We start from the raw sequence: 18,832 nt of genomic DNA on the forward strand, positions 1-18,832 counted from the left end.
TCCGTTACTAGTTACGCCCGGTCCGCTTGGGACAAACGCATAAGTGTCCGACCGTGTTTCAGGATTTAGGCGATTCGGCCTGAACTGGTTCGGAACGGCTTGTTAACCCACGGTATAGCTGGCGGAGGTGGTCCCGTGCGGGGACACGGCTGGCGGTGCGCTTGCGGGGCAATGTTTACGAATATCGGATAAGGTGCGGCGATGCGCAGGATGATGACGACGCGAGCGATCGCCTTTGCCGTGCTCGGCGGGAGTGCGGTGCTGATCGGTGGACTGGCCTTGTCCGGGTCGCCGGTGAAGGTACGGGCGGTCGAGGCGCCTGCTCGGGTGGCTCGGATCGCCGGGCCGGTTGCGAAAGCGACGCCGAAGCCGGTTGCGGTCGCTGCGGAGGACCCGGCCGATGCGTATGTCGTGAAGCGGGTGCTGAACGTGCCCGAGCCTTTGCGGCATGGCGCGTATTACTGGGATACCGAGGGTGTGCCCCAGGGGCCGATCGTGATCACGGTCGACCTGGTGGCGCAGACCTTGTCGATCTTTCGCGGCGGGTACGAGATCGGGACGGCGGCCGTGATCTATGGCGCGGATGAGAAGCCTACCCCGCTTGGCGTGTTCAAAATCACGCAGAAGGACGCGCATCATGTGTCGAACCTGTACGGGGCGCCGATGCCGTACATGATGCGGCTGACCAATGATGGGGTTTCGATCCACGGCAGCGCGTTGATGGATGGGAAGTACGCTACGCATGGGTGCGTTGGGGTGCCGACTGCGTTTGCGAAGCTGATTTTCGAGCAGGTTAAGCTTGGGGATCGGGTGATCGTTACGAGTGGGGAGATGTTGGCGCGAGGTGGGCGGATTACCGCTGCTTGAGGGTGGGGGCAGTGGGCGGTAGCGCTCCGTGCCCTCACCTTCGCCGCCTTTGGCGTCTCTTCCTCTCCCGATGGTAGAGGAATTTGGGAACGTCCTAAGTCCTAGCAGCAGGCACCTCCCCGGCGAAGGCCGGGGTCCAGTTGGGGGACGTCGCTAACGCAGGGCAGCGCTCAGTTACTGCGACCTTTCCACCTGGGCCCCGGCCTTCGCCGGGGTGGTGCACCTATTGAGTCCTGACCGCTCGCGTTGCCGCCAGCTTGAATGCTGCCCTCGGGCTTTCTCGCACAAAGAAAAGGGCCGGAGGTTTCCCCCCGGCCCTTCTGCATTTCTCGCCCAGCGCGACACGGCAAAGCCGCGTCGTCGGACCTCGCTTGAGCGAGGCCGGCCGAGCGCCTGAGGCTCAGCCGGCTTCGCCTTCGCTGGCCTCAGGCGCTCTGCTTAGCCCGGCTAGCGCGCTTGCGCTCGTTCGCATCCAGGAAGCGCTTGCGCAGGCGGATCGACTTTGGCGTGACTTCGACCATCTCGTCGTCGTCGATGTACGCGATCGCCTGCTCCAGCGTCGCGCGCTTCGGCGGGGACAGGCGGACCTGGTCGTCCTTGCCGCCCGACGCGCGGAAGTTGGTCAGCGCCTTGGTCTTCATCGGGTTGACCTCGAGGTCGTCCGGCTTGGCGTTCTCGCCGACGATCATGCCCTCATAGAGCGCCTCGCCGTGGCCCACGAACAGGATGCCGCGCTCTTCGAGCGGGCCCAGTGCGTAGTTGTTCGCCTCGCCCGAACCGTTCGAGATCAGCACGCCGTTCTTGCGGCCCTCGATCGCGCCCTTGTGCGGACCGTACTTCTCGAACAGCCGGTTCATGATCCCCGTGCCGCGCGTGTCGGACAGGAACTCGCCATGATAGCCGATCATCCCGCGCGACGGCGCCGAGAAGGTGATGCGGGTCTTGCCGCCGGTCGACGGACGCATGTCGGTCAGCTCGGCCTTACGCGTGTTCATCTTCTCGACGACGGTGCCCGAATGCTCCTCGTCAACGTCGATGATGACGGTCTCGTACGGCTCGGTCTTCTTGCCGTTCTCGTCCTCGCCGAACAGCACGCGCGGACGCGAGATGCCCAGCTCGAAACCTTCGCGGCGCATCGTCTCGATCAGCACGCCCAACTGAAGCTCGCCGCGGCCGGCGACTTCGAAGCTGTCCTTGTCGGCCGCCTCGGTCACCTTCACGGCAACGTTCGACTCGGCTTCGCGGAACAGGCGCTCGCGGATCATCCGGCTCGTCACTTTGCTGCCCTCGCGGCCCGCCATCGGCGAATCGTTGACGGCAAAACGCATCGACAGCGTGGGGGGATCGATCGGCTGCGCGTGCAGCGGCTCGGTCACCGTGATGTCGGCAATCGTGTCGGCAACCGTGGCGACCGAGAGACCTGCCAGCGAAATGATGTCGCCGGCCTTGGCTTCGTCGACGGGAACACGCTCGAGACCACGGAACGACATGATCTTGGACGCGCGACCGGTCTCGATGATCTTGCCGTCGTTATCGAGCGCGTGGATCGCCTGGTTGGTCTTCACGGTACCCGAATTGACGCGACCGGTGAGGACGCGGCCGAGGAACGGATCGCGGTCGAGCAGCGTGACGAGGAAGGTGAACGGCACGCCGGCGACTTCCACGGCGGGCGGCGGCACGTGCTTCACGATCGTCTCGAACATCGGGATCAGCGTGCCTTCGCGCGCGTCCATGTCGGTCGATGCATAGCCGTTGCGACCCGATGCGTAGAGCACGGGGAAGTCGAGCTGGTCGTCGTTCGCGTCGAGCGACACGAACAGGTCGAACACTTCGTCGAGCACTTCCTGGATGCGCGCGTCGTTACGATCGACCTTGTTGACGACGACGATCGGCTTCAGGCCGAGTGCGAGCGCCTTGCCGGTGACGAACTTGGTCTGCGGCATCGCGCCTTCCGACGAATCGACCAGCAGGACGACGCCGTCGACCATCGACAGGATGCGCTCGACTTCGCCGCCGAAATCGGCGTGGCCGGGCGTGTCGACGATGTTGATGCGGATGCTCTCGGACTCGCCGGGAGGGGTCCAGTCGACCGAGGTCGGCTTGGCGAGAATGGTGATGCCACGCTCTTTTTCGAGGTCGTTCGAATCCATTGCGCGCTCTTCGACGCGCTGGTTGTCGCGGAAGGTGCCGGACTGGCGGAAGAGCTGGTCGACCAGCGTCGTCTTGCCGTGATCGACGTGCGCAATGATCGCCACGTTGCGGAGGCTCATGAATGTATTCTCTTGAAACGAGGAACGGGGTTGGCGCGCGCCATAGCGTAATTGTTGCGCCGCGGGAAGACGCAGCGGCATTTCGTCGCCTTTAGAGGGAACCTCCGCGGCGCTTGTATGTTCCGGCGGCGAGAATAGCACGAGGATCGCGGACCGCCAGCATTGCCCTCAGCGCAGCGTGTTTGTCGGGTGCGGCGGCATAGTAACGCTGCCAGATCCGCAGCCCCATCCAATAGCCGAGTTCGGGCGGCCAGCCGGCGGGCGGCGTGGAGTAGTTACCAATCCAGCGCGCGTAAGCCTTGGCTTCGGGCGAGCCTTCCTCGGGATCGTCCTTGTCGGTGAGCTTGCGGGTGAGCGCGATGTCGGCCTGCATCTGGCGCCAGAGTTCGGCCTCGCGTGGGGTGGCCCAGGCGGCGCGGGCGGCGTCGGGCTCCTCGCCGGTGACGAGCCCAGCGATGAAGTCGGCGGCGCCCTCGACCAGGATCGCGGTGAGCAGCGGGTCGCGGGCGAGCGTCATCCCGGCGTCCTGCTGGAAGGAATGCACCGTCTCGTGCGCGAAGAAATGGCGGAGCGTCTGGCGGAGTTTCTCGGGCGTCGGCGACATGCGGCAGAGGACTTCGAGACCGAGTACCTGGGCGCCCGGCTTCGCGGTGCCACCGGACGTGTTCGCGCCAAAGACTATATAGACTTGCGGGAGCTTCACGTCGGGAAGTGCGCCGTGAAGGCCGAGGTAGATCGCGCGGAGATCGGCGGTGGCGGCCTTGGCGGCGGGGAGACAGGTCTTGATCGCCTGCGCGTAGCGGATCGGGTTGGCGGCGATGGCACGCGCGAGATTGTCCGCGTCGACGATCCGGCCGGGGGTGAAGACGCCGATCCCGAAACTGCCCTTGTCGAGATAGTCGCGTTTGAGTTGCGCGGCGGTGGGCTTGCCCTTGGTCTTGGCGAAGAGGGTCGCGAAGCGGTCGGCGTCTTCGGTGTGGATCGTGGCGGTGAGCGGGTCGGCTGGCGGGGGGCGATTCGTGGCGGCCGCAGGGAGGAAGGCGAGCGCGAGGATCAGCGGGCGGAGCATGAGGCGCAGCGTATCGTGTGTTTGCCGGGGCGCCAGAGCGGATATCGCAATCCTCCCCCGCCAGGGGGAGGTGTCGCCGAAGGTGACGGAGGGGGAGGACACGGAACAAAGGTTGGGGCGCGCCTCCCCCTCCGTCAGGCAAGAGCCTGCCACCTCCCCCTTGCGGGGGAGGATCGTTAGGTGGCGGCGACCTGCAACGCCCCACCCTCCATTCTATCCACCCCGGCGGAGGCCGGGGCCCAGTTGGGAAGGTGGCAATAACAGCGTACCGCGACCCGTCAGCAACGTCCTCCAACTGGGCCCCGGCCTTCGCCGGGGTGGTGGCGTTCCTCGAACTTAGAACCCCTCCAGCACGATCTTCCCCTTGGCCGTGTGACTCTCGATCCGCTCGTGCGCCTTGCGCAAATTCGCCGCGTCGATTTTCCCGAAATTCTCCGCGAGCGTCGTCCGGATCGTCCCCGCATCCACCAGCCGCGCGACCTCGTCGAGCAACTTGCCCTGCTCGCCCATGTCCGCGGTCTGGAACAGCGAGCGCGTGTACATCAGCTCCCAGTGCACCGAGATCGACTTCTGCTTCAGCGGCACGATGTCGAGCGTCTTCGGATCGTCGATCAACGCCAGCCGGCCCTGCGGCGCCAGCAGTTCGCCGATCTCGGCGATGTGTTCGTCGGTATGCGTGGTCGAGAACACGAACCCCGGCGCGCCGAGCCCGAGCGCCTCGACCTGCGCCGCGAGCGGCTTGCGGTGATCGATCACGTGATGCGCGCCGAGATCCTCGACCCAGCCGCGCGTCTCGTCGCGCGACGCGGTGGCGATCACGGTCAGATCGGTGAGCTGCCGCGCGAGCTGGATCGTGATCGAGCCGACCCCGCCTGCCCCGCCGATGATCAGGATCGCGTTCGCCGCGCCGGGGACGGGCTTCCGCACGTCGAGCCGGTCGAATAGCGTCTCCCACGCGGTGACCGAGGTCAGCGGCAGCGCCGCCGCCTGCGCCCAGTCGAGCGACTGCGGCTTGTGGCCGACGATGCGTTCGTCGACGAGATGATATTCGGAATTGGTACCGGGCCGATCGATCGCACCTGCGTAGAACACTTCGTCGCCGACCTTGAACCCGGTCACGTCCGCGCCGACCGCGACGACGACGCCCGATGCGTCCCAGCCCAGCACCTGCGACTTGCCGTCGGGATCTTCGCGACGCTGGCGGATCTTGGTATCGACCGGGTTGACCGACACTGCCTTCACCTCGACCAGCAGGTCGCGGCCAATAGCCTCAGGCTTGGGAAGATCGAGGGCGACGAGCGACTGCGGATCGTCGATCGGGAGCGACTTGGTATAGCCGATGGCGCGCATGCTGGAACTCCTGTGATGGCGCGACCAAGCTGTCCACGCGGCCGCCCGGTTTCAAGGAGAACTGTTGGCAAGCCTCGGTGTATTATCTATATACGCCACTTGAATGCGGGGCGGGTTGCAGCCACGATGCCCCACCGAACGGAGACACGAGCATGGCGACGACCCCGAACACGCTGACGGAAGAGCCGGGCCTGGTGCTGACCCCGCCCGATCCGGTGCCCACGGTCGCGGCCGCGAAGGCGTCCGGGCTGGTGCCCGTCGATGCCGGCGTGAAGTCGCAGCTGGAGGAGCGCGTGTCGGGCTTCGTCACCGATCTCGTCGCGCAGGACGTCAACTCGCCCGAATTCGGCAAGCGCGTCGATGCGATCACCGCGATGGGCGCGAAGGAAATCCGCGACGCCGCCGGCCAGTCGAACCGCTTCCTCGATCGCCCGGTGAAGGCGATGGATCAGGAGACCGGGGTCGGCAAGGATCTGGCCGAGCTGCGCCGCGTCGTCGAGGATCTCGATCCCGGCAAGAAGGGCAACCTCACCGCGCCGCAAAAGCTGTTCGGGATCATCCCGTTCGGTGGCAAGATGCGCAATTATTTCGACGGCTACAAATCGTCGCAGACACACATCGCGCAGATCCTGAAGAGCCTCAGCTCGGGCAAGGACGAGCTGCTGATGGACAATGCCGCGATCGATACCGAGCGCGCGAATTTGTGGGCGGCGATGGGCCGGCTCGAGCAGATGATCCACCTGTCGAAGACGATGGACGCCAAGCTTGAGGACGTTGCCAACGATCTCGACCACACCGATCCGGCCAAGGCGAAGGCGATCCGCGAGACGGCGCTGTTCTACACGCGCCAGCGCACGCAGGACTTACTGACGCAGATGGCGGTGACCGTGCAGGGCTATCTCGCGCTCGATCTGGTCAAGAAGAACAATGTCGAGCTGGTGAAGGGCGTCGATCGCGCCTCGACCACGACCGTCTCCGCGCTGCGCACCGCGGTGACGGTGGCGCAGGCGCTGACCAACCAGAAGCTGGTGCTGGAGCAGATCACCGCGCTCAACACGACGACCGCGAACATCATCGACTCGACCGGCAAACTGCTCAAATCGCAGACCGCGCAGATCCATGAGCAGGCGGCGTCGGCGACGATCCCTCTGGAAACGCTGCAACGCGCGTTCCAGAACATCTACGACACGATGGACGCGATCGATGTGTTCAAGCTGAAGGCGCTCGATTCGATGAAGGTGACGGTTGGCGCGCTGTCGAACGAGGTCGACAAGTCGCGTGGCTACATTGCGCGGGCTGAAGGCGCGACGCAGGGGCAGTTGGGCGGACCGTCCGCCAGCCCGTTCAAGCTGGAGGCGATGTAACCCTCGTGAGCGAAGTCGACGACGCCATCGCCAGCGCCCGCGCCTCCTGGTCGCGCATTTCCGACGACCGGACGGGCACCGTCATCGCACGCTCGCCATCGCGGGGGCGGGCAAGGCAGACTCAGGCGATCGGCAAGCGACTGACCCGGATCGCGGTCGCCGACGTCTCGATCCTGATCGCGGCGATGGTGATCGGCTGGATCGTGCCGCTCGGGATCGGCGGCGCGATGCTGGTGATGGCGCTGCTGGTCGCCGCCACGGTATTGTTCGCGGTCTGGCCGGCGGAACGCGCACCCACGCCCGAGCGGCTCGCGGCGGTCGACATCCGCGCGCTCCCCGCGCAGACCGAACGCTGGCTCGAAGCGCAACGCCCCGCCCTCCCCGCGCCGGCGATGACCCTGGTCGACCGGATCGGCCTGCGTCTCGAAACGCTGACCCCGCAGCTCGCGACGCTCGACGCGAACACGCAGGAAGCGGTCGACGTCCGGAAACTGATCGGCGAACAGCTCCCCGCCTTCGTCAAGGATTACGAGAAGGTGCCGGCGTCGCTCCGCACCACCCCGCGTAACGGCCGCTCGCCCGACGCCGAGCTGGTCGACGGGTTGAAGCTGATCGAGCAGGAGATCGGCGAAATGACCGCTCGCCTCGCGCAGAGCGACCTCGACAATTTGTCGACCCGCGGCCGATTCCTGGAGATGAAGTACAAGGATTGAGGCGGTGAAGCGCACCCGGCTCAGCGTCTGCCGCCGAAAGGCACGCTTTGTCTTAGAGGTCGACGCGCTGGCAGTGGCGGATACCGGACGCGTACCGCTCAAAGCCTATCGGTGCGACCGCTGCCTGCAATTCCACCTGACCAGCCGCACGAAGGGCAAGCGCGTGCTCAGGTAGCTGGCATTTCGCCGATCGGCCGGTGTTTCAATGAGAAGCGCTCGTCTGGCTTTCAGCGACCTCGACAATCTCGCGACGCGCACGTTTCTGAAATAAGATCGAATACGAGAAAAATGGCGCGCAGTAGCGCAAGCGCGTGCCACGAACTGTAATCAGACCCGATGAATTTAGACTTTGATCGTTGATCCGAATCATGCACGATGTCGCCTGATAGATCCGGAGGCTGGACCATGATCGGGTTGCTTTTCGTGCTGGCGATGCAGGCTGCTACACCCGACATCATCGTGTCGGGCAAACGTCTGGACGAAGCATACCAGGCCTGCGTCGAACAAGGTTGCCCGCCGCTTCGCGATGCGCAGGTCTCGATCGCGTTTGCCGAACAGCAATTCCGCCAAGGCGCCTATCAGCGGGCCAGGCGGACGCTCGCTGCCGCGGTTGCGCGCAACAAGCAGAATGCCGCGATCGCACCAAAGCCGGTCGCGGCGCTATATGAAGCCTATGCGACGGTGTCGCTGCACGACGGCGAAATGGATGTCTTCAAGAAAGCGGTAGGTGGCCAAGTTCGCACGCTGCGCGAGAATTTACCGCGCGACGATCCCGCGGTGACTGCCGCCGCGTTCGCCACCGGCGACATGTGGCTGGCACTGCGCGACGGACGCACGGCCGAGCTTTCCTATCGCGCGGTCGAACGGCAGGCGCTTGCCGACGGCAACGCGACGTTGGCGATGCTGGCGACATTGCGTCGCGCCGAACTGGCCAACGCGCGGAACGATCCCGCCGGGGCCGCACGCCTTCTCGCCGAAGCCGAGGCAAGACCCGCCGCGACCGACCCCGCGCTTCGATCGGTGTCGCGGGTGGTCCGCTTGCGACTGGCAGCGCAACGTGCCGATGATGGTCAAGTCGACCGGTTGGTGCGGGAGATCGGCCACGACACGACGACCCGACCGGTGCTGATCTGGGGCCCTCCCTATGAACCAACGGCAGAGGCGGCGGCACGGGACGCGGCCGCCAAATTCGACCTCAGGAACCCGGTGTCGGCCAGATCGTCCGATGTGGGCTCGATCCAGTGGGTCGATATCGGGTTCTGGATCAAGCCCGATGGCAAGACGGACGATGCCGAGATCCTGCGCGGATCGCGGTCGACGGGGTGGGCGGGGTATCTGGTCAAGCAGGTATCCGCGCGCCGCTATACGGGTACGGACGGAGCGGCGGGCGCGCGGGGCGTCTACAGGGTCGAGCGGTTCTCGCTGCGCGGCACGTATCAAACGCCTACCGGGAGTCTAATCAATAGACGGGCCGGCCCCGGCGAACTGGAGGTGCTCGACCTGACGCTACCGGATACGACGATAACGGCAAGTCGCTGACCGGCACTAGCCGTTGATCGCGCGGGCTCGGTCCGCCAGGCGCTGGACTGCCGATGCATGTATTCCCGGCGTCGAGACAAGTACGCCGAACGCCTGCGGGCGCGGCTTGTTAAAGATTAGCGGCGCACCAAGTGCATCGGTCACTACCGCCCCCGCTTCGCTCGCGACGAGTATTGCGGCGGCGATGTCCCATTCGTTGCCCCAGCGGAGGGTGGCAACGAGGTCGGCTTCGTCGGCGGCTACCATGGCTATGCGCAGGGCGATCGAGTTGGGTTTGTGGACCATGACGAGGTCTCGGTCGGCTTTGGGGAGGGCGTCCACCGGGGTGCGGCTGCCGGGGAAGTCGGTGCGGTTACCGGCTTTCAGCGGGATGCCGTTGCGCGTGGCGCCCTGCCCTGCGACCGCGTGCCAGCGTTCGTCGCGGGACGGCGCTTCGAGGATGCCGATCACCGGCTTGCCACGGTCGACCAGCGCGACCGAGACGCACCAGCCGGGACGTGCGCGGATATAGTCGCGCGTTCCGTCGATCGGGTCGACGACCCAGAGCAGGTCGTGGGCCAGGCGGTCGGCGTTGTCGGCGGTTTCCTCAGAGAGCCAGCCGGCTTCGGGGAGAAGGGTCGACAGCCGCGCCTTGAGCATCCGGTCGATCGCGATGTCGAGTTCGCAGACCGGGCTGCCGGGAGTCTTTTCCCAGCGCTGGAAGTCGGTGTCGAAGCGGTCGAGCGCCATCGCGCCAGCCTCTGCGGCGACACTCGCTACCGCGTCCGCCATAGCGCGCAGCCATGCCGGCGACCTCTCCGGCCCTCGATACCGGTCAGCCACTCGCCACCGTCATGCCCTCCACGCGGAGCGTCGGCACATTGACGCCGTAGCGGAATTCGAGGTCGTTGGCGGGGGTCATCGCGAGGAACATGTCCTTGACGTTGCCGGCGATCGTGAACTCGGCGACCGGCGTGGTGATCTGGCCGTTCTCGATGCGGAAGCCGGCGGCGCCACGGCTGTAATCGCCGGTCACGCCGTTCGCGCCGCCGCCCATCAGTTCGGTGACGTAGACGCCCGATACGATGTCGGCGATGAGCGTTTCAAGCGGCACATGGCCGGGCTCCATGAAGACGTTGCTCGTCGACACGCCAGGCCCGCCGCCGACACCGCGCGCGGCGTGGCCGGTGGGTTCGAGGCCGAGCTGGCGCGCCGAGGCGGAGTCGAGCAACCAGCGTTCGAGCATGCCGTCCTCGATGATGTCGCTCGGGGAGACGGGCAAGCCTTCGCCGTCGAATGGGCGCGAGCGCAGGCCGTGCGGGCGGTGCGGATCGTCGCGGATGGTGATGCCGTGCGCGAACACCTGGCTGCCAAGCGAATCGAGTAGGAAGCTGGTCTTCCGCGTGATCGCCTGGCCGGAGATCGCGCCGAGCATGTGGCCGACGAGCGATCCGCCGACGCGGCGGTCGTAGACGATCGTCGTAGCGCCGCTGACGACGCGACCGGGGTTGAGGCGCGCGACGGCTTGTTCGCCGGCGCGGCGGCCGATCGCTTCGGGGGATTCGAGATGCGCGCGGAGGCGGGCGCTGCTGTGCGCGTAATCGCGCTGCATGCCGCCGCCTTCGCCCGCGAGCACGCTGGCCGAGACGCCATAGCCGGTTGCGGCGTATGCGCCGGCGAAGCCGTGGCTGGTGGCGAGCGCCCAGACGCTGCGCGAGGCGCTGGCGCCGCCGCCTTCGCTGTTCGAGACACCGGGGACGGCGCGGGCGGCGTCTTCGGCTTCGAGCGCTGCGTCGCGGAGTTGCTCGGGGCTGGCTTCGCCGCCATCGTCGAGGCCTAGCATTGGGGTAATGCCGTGGAGCAGGCGATCGGCGGGGGCGAGGCCGGCCCAAGGATCTTCCGGTGCCTCGCGCGCCATCGCCACCGCGCGTTCGACCAGCGCATCCATCGCTACTGTCGACAGGTCGGAGGTGGAGACGCTCGCGGACCGCTGGCCGACGAACACGCGCAGGCCGAGGTCCTCGCTTTCGGAACGGCCGATATCCTCGAGCTTGCCGAGGCGGATCGACACGTCGAGCGCGGCGTCGGCGGCGAAGACCGCGTCGGCGGCGTCGGCGCCCGCCGCCCTCGCGCGCTGGACGATGTCGTGGGCGCGGTCGCGGGCTTGGTCTGGGGTCAGCATATCAGCGACTTAAGGATGCAGGCTCGTGCCGACAACCACGCAGGCTAGGAACATCAGCAGTCCGGCGAAACGGTTCGCGCGAAAGCGGGCCAGTGCTGCGGTGCCGGCGCCCTCATGCGTGTTCGGTTTGAGGGTACCGACCTGCCATGCAAGGTGGAGCGCAACGGGCACGAGCGCAGCAATCGCGAGCGGGTCGGGGCGGACTTGCCAGAAGGCTGCGGCCCATAACGCGACGGCGGCGGCGTAGAAGATGCCGACGCCGGCCTTGACGTGGCTGCCCATGCGGAGCGCAGAGGAGCGGATGCCGATCATCGCGTCGTCCTCGCGGTCCTGCAGCGCGTAGATCGTGTCGTAGCCGATCACCCACGCGATCGACCCGGCGTAGAGCAGCCACATCGGCGTATCCAGCGCGCCGGCGATGTCGCTCCAGCCGACCAGTAGCGCCCAGGAGAAGACGATGCCGAGCCACGCCTGCGGCCACCACGTGATGCGCTTCATGAACGGGTAGGCGGCGACGGGTGCGAGGCTGGCGAGCGCGACGATCGCCGCGAAGAAGGTGAGTTGCAGCAGGACGGCGAACCCGATCAGGCAGAGCGCGACGAGCCAGACCCAGGCGAGCTTGATCGAGACGAGGCCGCTCGGGATCGGTCGGGCGCGGGTGCGCGCGACCTGCGCGTCGAGGTCGCGGTCGACGATGTCGTTGAAGACGCACCCCGCGCCGCGCATCGCGATGCTGCCGAGCAGGAGCCAGAGGATCAGGTCCCAGCGCTTGACTGCGCCACCGGCGAGCGCGACGCCCCACGCGCCGGGCCAGAAGAGCAGCCACCAGCCGATTGGGCGATCGAAGCGGGCGAGCAGCGCGAGGCCGCGGAGGGTTGGCGGAAGGCGGCCGACTAAACCCCTGTGCTCGCTGTCGGGGACGATTTCAGCGTGGCTCGGCTTGGTCTGCATGATGGGGGCGTAGGAAGACGGGGTTTGGCGCGCAAGCCTTTGCCGGGTACCGGTGAGGCGTGACGCGTTCGGACCCTCCAGCATGATCGGCCTCTCGGTCGCGGTCGGCCGCTTCGTCGAGGCGTTGTTCTGGGGGATATTCCGGGTCGCAGGGGCGGTTGCAGGGGTGTTGATCCTTGGCGTTGTGGTCCTGGTTGTGACTTGGGTGATCGCGCGGAAAATGTGGGCGCGGCGGAAGCGGTGATCTGACTTGTCGCGTATGCCGGAAGCGCTAATCTTCTCCCCTCCCTGGAAGGGAGGGGTCTGGGGTGGGTCGGCTGCTTGGCGGACGTGCCGGCAGTTCCGAGCCAACCCACCCCCAGCCCCTCCCTTCCAGGGAGGGGAGCGAGAAGTGCCATCCTCCCCGGCACGGGGAGGGGGACCGTTCGCCGTCGGCGAAGGGTGGAGGGGGATCGCCGCGAGCGTAACGCTGACGGAAGTGCCAAATGCAAGCGCCTCTTGCGTGGAAGCCCCCCTCCACCAGCTTCGCTGGTCCCCCTCCCCGTGCCGGGGAGGATTTGCTAGAGGCGAGCTATGCCTGCAACCCCAGCCTGGCCGCCGCAATCCACGCCGCGCCTTTTCGTTGATACACCGCTTTCGGCTGGTCCGCTCCACGTCGACGGCCCCGCCGCGCACTACCTCGTCGGGGTGATGCGGATGAAAGTGGGCGATCCGGTGAAGCTGTTCGACGATCGGACCGGAGAGTGGCTCGGGGTGGCGTCGAGCGTCGGCAAGCGCGATCTGGTGCTCGACGTGACCGAGTTGCTGCGGCCGCGCGAGGACGTGCCCGATCTGTGGCTGTGTGCCGCCCCGCTCAAGAAGGGCCGGGTCGACTGGATGGCGGAGAAGGCGTGCGAGCTTGGCGTCGCGCGGCTGGTGCCGGTGGTCACGCGGCGGACGATCGTCGACAAGCCTAATACCGAACGCCTCCGTACTCAGATGATCGAGGCGGCCGAGCAATGTGGGCGCACCGCGCTGCCCGAAGTCGCCGAGCCGGTGAAGCTCGCCGCATTGCTGCGCGACTGGCCGGAGGACCGCGCGCTGTTCTTCGCGGACGAGACCGGCGGAGTGCCGGCGCTGGAAGCGATGCGGTCGCGGCCCGGTCCGGCGGCGATCCTGATCGGGCCCGAAGGCGGCTTCGATGCCGATGAACGCGAGGCGATTCGCGCGCATCCGAACGCGGTCGGCATCGGGTTGGGGCCGCGGATCCTTCGCGCCGAAACCGCGGCGGGGGCGGCCGTTGCCTTGTGGATGGCGGCGGCGGGAGATTGGCGCGACGAATGATCGATACGACATTGCTACCGATTGGTCCGGATACCCTCTAGCACCCTCGTTCATCGACGCGTAAGGCGCGGCGATGACGACGATTCCCGCTCCGAAAAAGACCAGCCCGACGATCGAGTCGCGCGACCAGTTGATCGCCAGCTTCGCGGGCGGCGAAAAGCCGAAGGACGCGTGGCGGATCGGCACCGAGCACGAGAAGTTCGTCTATGCGAACGGCGATCACCACGCGCCGTCCTATGACGAGCCGAGCGGCATCCGCGCGTTGCTCGGCGAACTGGAGCAATATGGCTGGAAGCCGGTCATGGAGGGCGGAAACGCGATCGCCATGTCGGGGCCCGACGGCAGCATCAGCCTGGAGCCCGCGGGCCAGTTCGAACTGTCCGGCGCGCCGCTCGACTCGTTGCACGAGACCTGCGCCGAGACCGGGCGCCATCTGGAGCAGGTGAAGGCCGCGGGCGAGAAGCTCGGCATCGGCTTTCTCGGGCTCGGCATGTGGCCGGACAAGACGCGCGCGGAACTGCCGACGATGCCGAAGGGGCGCTATGCGATCATGCTGCGGCACATGCCGCGCGTCGGCAGCATGGGGCTCGACATGATGCTGCGGACCTGCACGATCCAGGTGAACCTGGATTACGCGTCCGAGGCGGACATGGTGAAGAAATTCCGCGTCGGGCTGGCGCTTCAGCCGCTGGCTACCGCGCTGTTCGCGAACTCGCCGTTCACCGAAGGCAAGCCCAACGGCATGCTGTCGTATCGCAGCCATATCTGGTCGGACACCGATCCGCATCGCACCGGCATGCTGCCGTTCGTGTTCGAGGATGGCTTCGGGTACGAGCGCTACGCCGAGTACGCGCTCGATGTGCCGATGTACTTCGTCTACCGCGAGGGCAAGTACATCGATGCCGCCGGCCTCTCGTTCCGTGATTTCCTCAAGGGCGAATTGTCGGTGCTGCCGGGCGAGAAGCCGACGCTCGACGACTGGACCGACCATCTGTCGACCGCCTTCCCCGAGGTGCGGTTGAAGACGTTCCTTGAGATGCGTGGCGCGGATGGCGGGCCGTGGAACCGCATCTGCGCGCTGCCGGCGCTGTGGGTCGGGTTGCTGTACGATCAGGGTGCGCTCGATGCGGCGTGGGACCTGGTCAAGGACTGGACGATCGACGAGCGCCAGGCGTTGCGCGATGCGGTGCCGAGGCTCGCGCTGAACGCGCCGATCGCGGGTGGTGGCACGCTGCGTGATATCGCGGGCCAGGTGCTCGACATCGCGGGCGCCGGGTTGTCGGCGCGCGCGCGGTTCAATCGGGCTGGCGACAACGAGACCGGCTTCCTCGATCCGCTGCGGGAGATCGTGCGGAGCGGCAAGGTGCCCGCCGAAGTGCTGTTGGAGCGCTATAACGGCGCCTGGAACGGCGACGTGTCGAAGGTCTATGACGAAGCCAGCTTCTGATTGCTCCCCTCCCGTTTACGGGAGGGCGGGGGAGGGATTGGCCGCGGACGTCGCGCTAGAGGCATAGGTCAGCCCCTCCCCTAACCCCTCCCGCAAGCGGAAGGGGAATTAGCCGCGCAGCTTCGCGAACAACCGCGGCACCAGGCCGTTGCGCGACATCCAGTCGAAATAAACGCGGTAATCCGGGTCGAGCTTCAGATGCCGCTCCTCGGTTTTCGCGCGCCAATAATACACCCCGCTGACCGCCGCCATCAGCAGCGTCGCACGGGCCGCGTCGACCATGCTGCCGAGCGTCAGCACCGGGATCGTCGAGATCCACCAGAACAGGTTCTTCGACAGATACGCCGGATGCCGCGACACGGCATAGGGACCATGCGTCAGGATCCCCCGGTTGGTGAGGTTCGAGAAGCGAAAGCCGAACGCCATCGTCGCCCAGGCGTAGATCGCGGTCAGCCCGACCAGCACCGCGCCGATCAGCGCCAGCAGGATCGGATGCCCCTGAAACCAGTATGCCCAGTCCGACGTGCCCGGATGATAATCGAGCGGGCCACCCGTGGTCATCAGGATGAACGGCGGATAGCACATGAGCGCCGGCATCCAGGCCGCGGCGAACGGATTTGCGCTGCGGATATGCGAATCGAGCGGCCGGAACGTGAGCAGATAGCCGACCGTCGCGAATGCCACGTCGATCAGGAACATCAGCGTCACCAGCCAGCCCGACAGCGCGACCGGATCACGCAGCACCGACGCGACGTCGCCGCGGACGAAATTACCGAAGCCCGGCGGGACGATCGCCAGCATGAAGGCGAGGAAGAACGTCTTCACCCCCCATGCGCGCAGATGGCCGTAGATCGCCTCGCGGTCGACGCCGGCCTGCCCGGTCAACCACGCGCCGAGATGCCAGGCGCCGTCGCGCGGCTCGACGAGATAGCGGTCAATCCACAGCACATAGGGGATCGACGCGACGAACAGGATCGGTGCGGCATTGGTGAAGCACCACATCGCAAACGCGAAATTGCCTTCCCAGTAAAATCGCCCGGCACCGTAGATCACCGCGATCCCCGCCCAGGTCGCCCATAAGCCAGCCAGCTTGGTCAGACTGGTGTCGAGCGTCTCGCGCCACGGCCGGCCCGCTGACCAGTCGATCCCGGTACTGGGATTGCGATGAACCTTGTCGACCAGCAAAGACCAGACGATCATCGGCAACCCGCAGGCGACGACGTTGACGAGCGCCGAATATGGCCCGTCCATGCCGTAGTGTCGCGCGACCCCGATCCAGACAAGCACCCCGACGAGTCCCGACAGACCCGCGCCGTGACTGACCGCCGACTGCGGGCGAGGGTCGGTCTCGGCCGTACCGGCAAGCTGAGCGTCGTGATCCATAGCGGTGATCCGTAGCGCGGATTGGTAAGCAAGCCATGAAGCATGTTTGGCCGCCCAGTCAGAAGCAAGGTCATCCCCCTCGATTTAGGATGATCGGCAATGGCAGCATCGCATCCGAAATAACGCAGCGCGCGGGCAGGGCTGGGTGGGAAGAGAAACTCGCTCGGTGCTGAATATGAGGGGCAATCTGGACTCGGCGGCCTCCTGTGGATCACGAGCGCAGATGTTCTATTTCGGGACCTGAATGACCGCGAATTTAATCGCGGGCGTCCCGGCGGGCGTTACGTTGCGATCGAGGAGATCGCGATGTTTCAAAGACTTATCGGACGCGCCAAATGCATGATCGGCATACATCGTCGGTCTCGCAGACACACCATCTTCAAGGGTCGCGGCGCGGATACGAGCATCTGCCGCTACTGCAAGACGTCGATGCGGAGTACGCCGGCGGGCTGGGTCGTCGAACACTCGAACTGAGCCGATCGTCTGCATGCGAGGCGGGGCCGCAGGTTCTGTGGTACTCGTCGCGCTATCGCCCGCGAGGTGGTGCGATGAACGGACTAAAGCCCGGTCCGGCGGCGTGTCGTCGTCAGTGACGCCACAATTCGTAGATGTTGAGGATGACCTCGAACGCGATCAGCCCGATTACGGCAAGCTCGAGCCGTAACGAGCGCTTGTCCTGCACCAGGTCGAGCAGCCATTCGGCAGCGTCGCCGATCACCTCGAGCTTGCGTTCCATGGCGCGTGCGCGGTCGCCCAGTTCGAACTCGGCTTCGAGACGCCCGTAAAGCCGGTCGAGTTCGGGATGATCCCAGAGCAGGTCCGGCTTCTCGGAGATTTGCGCCCGGCCGACGACGCGGTGCTGCGCCGCGAGAACGTCACCGATGCTCTGCATGACGCGTCGGATCGGCATCACCGCACGACCGTGGATGCGCAGTTCGTTGATGAGCGGCTCCACGCGATCGAACGCTTCGGCAATACGGCCTTCATCCCGCGCGAGGACGACGCTCCGGGCGACGACGGTGGCCGTCAGCAACAAGCGTTCCCGCGACGCCTCCCTCAATCGTATGTGTCCGTCTGCGCTGACCGTTTCCTCGCGGTCCGCGGAAATCTCGATCCAGGCGGTTTCCGTTTCGGGCGTGGCCAGCGGATCGATGATGTGCTCGGACAGGGTTTCGATGAACCGACGCTCGGTTTCGACCGCCGCCCCGATCAGCACCAGGACACCGTAGCGAAAGACGAACGCGGCCCCGACCCCCGACAGGTTGAGGGTCTCGGGCTCCGCGAAGTCCTGCAAATTGCGGGTATCGATACGCGTACCCAGCAGAAGCGCTCGCACGTCGCCCCTGGCGGGTTCGCCAGGCAGGGGTGCACCCAGCACCTCCCTGATCCCGACGCTTATCGTTCGCAGCGATCCGCCTTCAACCATGTCGCGTCACAACCATGGGGCCGGCCTTATCAGTTTCAGACACATCTTCTCGCAACCGATTTAGCGGCTGCCGAGCTACACCGTAGCGTCACACGATTGTTGCCAGGCATGCAATCGATGAAAAGGACCGAGGCGACGCCAGTCCATTGCCTGCATCGGCAAAGCCGTGCCAACACCATGCAATGTCTCGCGCTCCATCCCTGGCGGTTTTGCCGCTGTTGCTGGTTGCCGCCCCCGCCTGGGCACAGCAACAGGATACGCAGGCGTGGGAGCAGCTCAACTTGGTCGTTCCCATCGCACCCAAATTGCGGGTGACGCTGGAGGAGATTGCGCGGACCAGCGACCGCCAGGACGGGATCTACACCACCGAATTCGGTGCGCTCCTCGGCTGGCAGTTGGCCAAGGGCGTCGAGCTTGGATTCGGCTACCGCCATGTCGGCTTTCACAGTCGCAACCTCGCGCCGGACGAGGACCGGCTCCGCCAGCAGATCGTGGTCACCAGCGGGCGCTTTGCCGGGCGATTGCGACTCGACGAACGCTTCAACCCCGACGGTAGCGAGATCGGCTTCCGGATCCGGCCGTTGCTGCGGTACAATTTGCCGCTCGGACCCAAGCGTTTGGCCTTGTTCGTCAGCCACGAGAGCTTTTTCCTGCCGAACAGTACGACCTGGGGCCAGCGCGCCGGGTATGAACGCATGCGCAACATCGTCGGGCTGGCTTTCCCGATCGGCGAGGCGGTGACGGCCGATGTCGGCTATCTCAACCAGTATCGGTTCGCGCGCGGTGGCGCACGCGCCCAGATGGACAATGCGCTGAACCTGCAGCTTACCTTGAACCTGGGGACACTTGGCGTGGCGGGCCTTCACGACTGAGGTCCTCGCGCTGGAATCCGGATCCCGACCTCGGGTTTGCCGCGTCATCATCGAAGCCCGGCCTCCGAACGTTCGCCCCTGTGTATCGGGACACCAC

At 66.1% G+C, this 18,832-nt stretch carries 17 protein-coding genes; 9 read left to right on the top strand and 8 right to left on the bottom strand.

Annotation, left to right across the window (positions count from 1 at the left end):
- Positions 1 to 213 precede the first annotated feature (213 nt).
- The gene (locus AC59GX_RS08330; protein WP_497301451.1) at positions 214 to 867 is read left to right on the top strand and encodes a L,D-transpeptidase family protein; all 654 of its coding nucleotides are present in this window, start codon (positions 214 to 216) and stop codon (positions 865 to 867) included.
- Between the two features lie 425 nt (positions 868 to 1,292).
- Here the strand turns inward: AC59GX_RS08330 and typA are convergent, their stop codons facing one another.
- From typA to AC59GX_RS08345, 3 genes are all read right to left on the bottom strand, one after another.
- Entirely contained in the window at positions 1,293 to 3,137 is a 1,845-nt protein-coding gene (gene typA, locus AC59GX_RS08335) for a translational GTPase TypA (RefSeq protein WP_056051990.1), read from the bottom strand.
- 91 nt (positions 3,138 to 3,228) lie between these two features.
- Entirely contained in the window at positions 3,229 to 4,206 is a 978-nt protein-coding gene (locus AC59GX_RS08340) for a DUF2268 domain-containing putative Zn-dependent protease (protein ID WP_426279864.1), read from the bottom strand.
- A 336-nt stretch (positions 4,207 to 4,542) separates the two neighbouring features.
- Positions 4,543 to 5,556 (bottom strand): zinc-binding alcohol dehydrogenase family protein, encoded by a 1,014-nt coding sequence (locus AC59GX_RS08345; protein WP_426279865.1) that lies wholly within the window; start codon positions 5,554 to 5,556, stop codon positions 4,543 to 4,545.
- A gap of 152 nt (positions 5,557 to 5,708) precedes the next feature.
- On the opposite strand from AC59GX_RS08345, the gene AC59GX_RS08350 reads away from it, so the two are divergent.
- The 4 genes from AC59GX_RS08350 (at position 5,709) to AC59GX_RS08365 (ending at position 9,172) form a co-directional block, all read left to right on the top strand.
- On the top strand, positions 5,709 to 6,920 hold the full coding sequence (locus tag AC59GX_RS08350) for a toxic anion resistance protein (protein ID WP_426279866.1): 1,212 nt from the start codon (positions 5,709 to 5,711) through the stop codon (positions 6,918 to 6,920).
- 5 nt (positions 6,921 to 6,925) lie between these two features.
- Positions 6,926 to 7,633, top strand: a complete 708-nt coding sequence (locus tag AC59GX_RS08355) for a hypothetical protein (RefSeq protein WP_426279867.1) — start codon at positions 6,926 to 6,928, stop codon at positions 7,631 to 7,633.
- Positions 7,634 to 7,637: 4 nt separating this feature from the next.
- A complete protein-coding gene (locus AC59GX_RS08360; protein WP_497301452.1) occupies positions 7,638 to 7,808 on the top strand; it encodes a hypothetical protein in 171 nt (56 codons plus the stop codon).
- A gap of 230 nt (positions 7,809 to 8,038) precedes the next feature.
- The gene (locus tag AC59GX_RS08365) at positions 8,039 to 9,172 is read left to right on the top strand and encodes a hypothetical protein (protein ID WP_426279868.1); all 1,134 of its coding nucleotides are present in this window, start codon (positions 8,039 to 8,041) and stop codon (positions 9,170 to 9,172) included.
- Between the two features lie 6 nt (positions 9,173 to 9,178).
- On the opposite strand, the gene AC59GX_RS08370 is transcribed toward AC59GX_RS08365, so the two are convergent.
- The 3 genes from AC59GX_RS08370 to ubiA are packed head-to-tail and all read right to left on the bottom strand — an operon-like array spanning position 9,179 to position 12,284.
- Positions 9,179 to 9,943 (bottom strand): 3'(2'),5'-bisphosphate nucleotidase CysQ, encoded by a 765-nt coding sequence (locus AC59GX_RS08370; RefSeq protein WP_426279869.1) that lies wholly within the window; start codon positions 9,941 to 9,943, stop codon positions 9,179 to 9,181.
- Positions 9,944 to 9,986: 43 nt separating this feature from the next.
- Positions 9,987 to 11,333 carry a TldD/PmbA family protein gene (locus tag AC59GX_RS08375; RefSeq protein WP_426279870.1) on the bottom strand — a complete coding sequence of 449 codons (1,347 nt, stop codon included), beginning with the start codon at positions 11,331 to 11,333 and terminating at the stop codon, positions 9,987 to 9,989.
- Positions 11,334 to 11,342: 9 nt separating this feature from the next.
- Positions 11,343 to 12,284, bottom strand: coding sequence for a 4-hydroxybenzoate octaprenyltransferase (gene ubiA, locus AC59GX_RS08380; RefSeq protein ID WP_426279871.1), 942 nt, complete (start codon positions 12,282 to 12,284; stop codon positions 11,343 to 11,345).
- An 82-nt stretch (positions 12,285 to 12,366) separates the two neighbouring features.
- On the opposite strand from ubiA, the gene AC59GX_RS08385 reads away from it, so the two are divergent.
- From AC59GX_RS08385 to AC59GX_RS08395, 3 genes are all read left to right on the top strand, one after another.
- A complete protein-coding gene (locus AC59GX_RS08385; RefSeq protein WP_426279872.1) occupies positions 12,367 to 12,528 on the top strand; it encodes a hypothetical protein in 162 nt (53 codons plus the stop codon).
- A gap of 329 nt (positions 12,529 to 12,857) precedes the next feature.
- Positions 12,858 to 13,607, top strand: a complete 750-nt coding sequence (locus AC59GX_RS08390; RefSeq protein WP_426279873.1) for a 16S rRNA (uracil(1498)-N(3))-methyltransferase — start codon at positions 12,858 to 12,860, stop codon at positions 13,605 to 13,607.
- Between the two features lie 73 nt (positions 13,608 to 13,680).
- Positions 13,681 to 15,054 (top strand): glutamate--cysteine ligase, encoded by a 1,374-nt coding sequence (locus AC59GX_RS08395; RefSeq protein WP_426279874.1) that lies wholly within the window; start codon positions 13,681 to 13,683, stop codon positions 15,052 to 15,054.
- A gap of 108 nt (positions 15,055 to 15,162) precedes the next feature.
- Here AC59GX_RS08395 and AC59GX_RS08400 read toward each other — a convergent pair whose 3' ends face one another.
- Positions 15,163 to 16,437, bottom strand: a complete 1,275-nt coding sequence (locus AC59GX_RS08400; RefSeq protein WP_426279875.1) for a methyltransferase family protein — start codon at positions 16,435 to 16,437, stop codon at positions 15,163 to 15,165.
- A 586-nt stretch (positions 16,438 to 17,023) separates the two neighbouring features.
- Positions 17,024 to 17,773 carry an RMD1 family protein gene (locus AC59GX_RS08405; RefSeq protein ID WP_235524791.1) on the bottom strand — a complete coding sequence of 250 codons (750 nt, stop codon included), beginning with the start codon at positions 17,771 to 17,773 and terminating at the stop codon, positions 17,024 to 17,026.
- Between the two features lie 272 nt (positions 17,774 to 18,045).
- On the opposite strand from AC59GX_RS08405, the gene AC59GX_RS08410 reads away from it, so the two are divergent.
- Entirely contained in the window at positions 18,046 to 18,735 is a 690-nt protein-coding gene (locus tag AC59GX_RS08410; RefSeq protein WP_426279877.1) for a DUF2490 domain-containing protein, read from the top strand.
- The last annotated feature ends 97 nt before the right edge of the window (positions 18,736 to 18,832 follow it).

The organism is Sphingomonas sp. 320_CC (assembly GCF_059691795.1).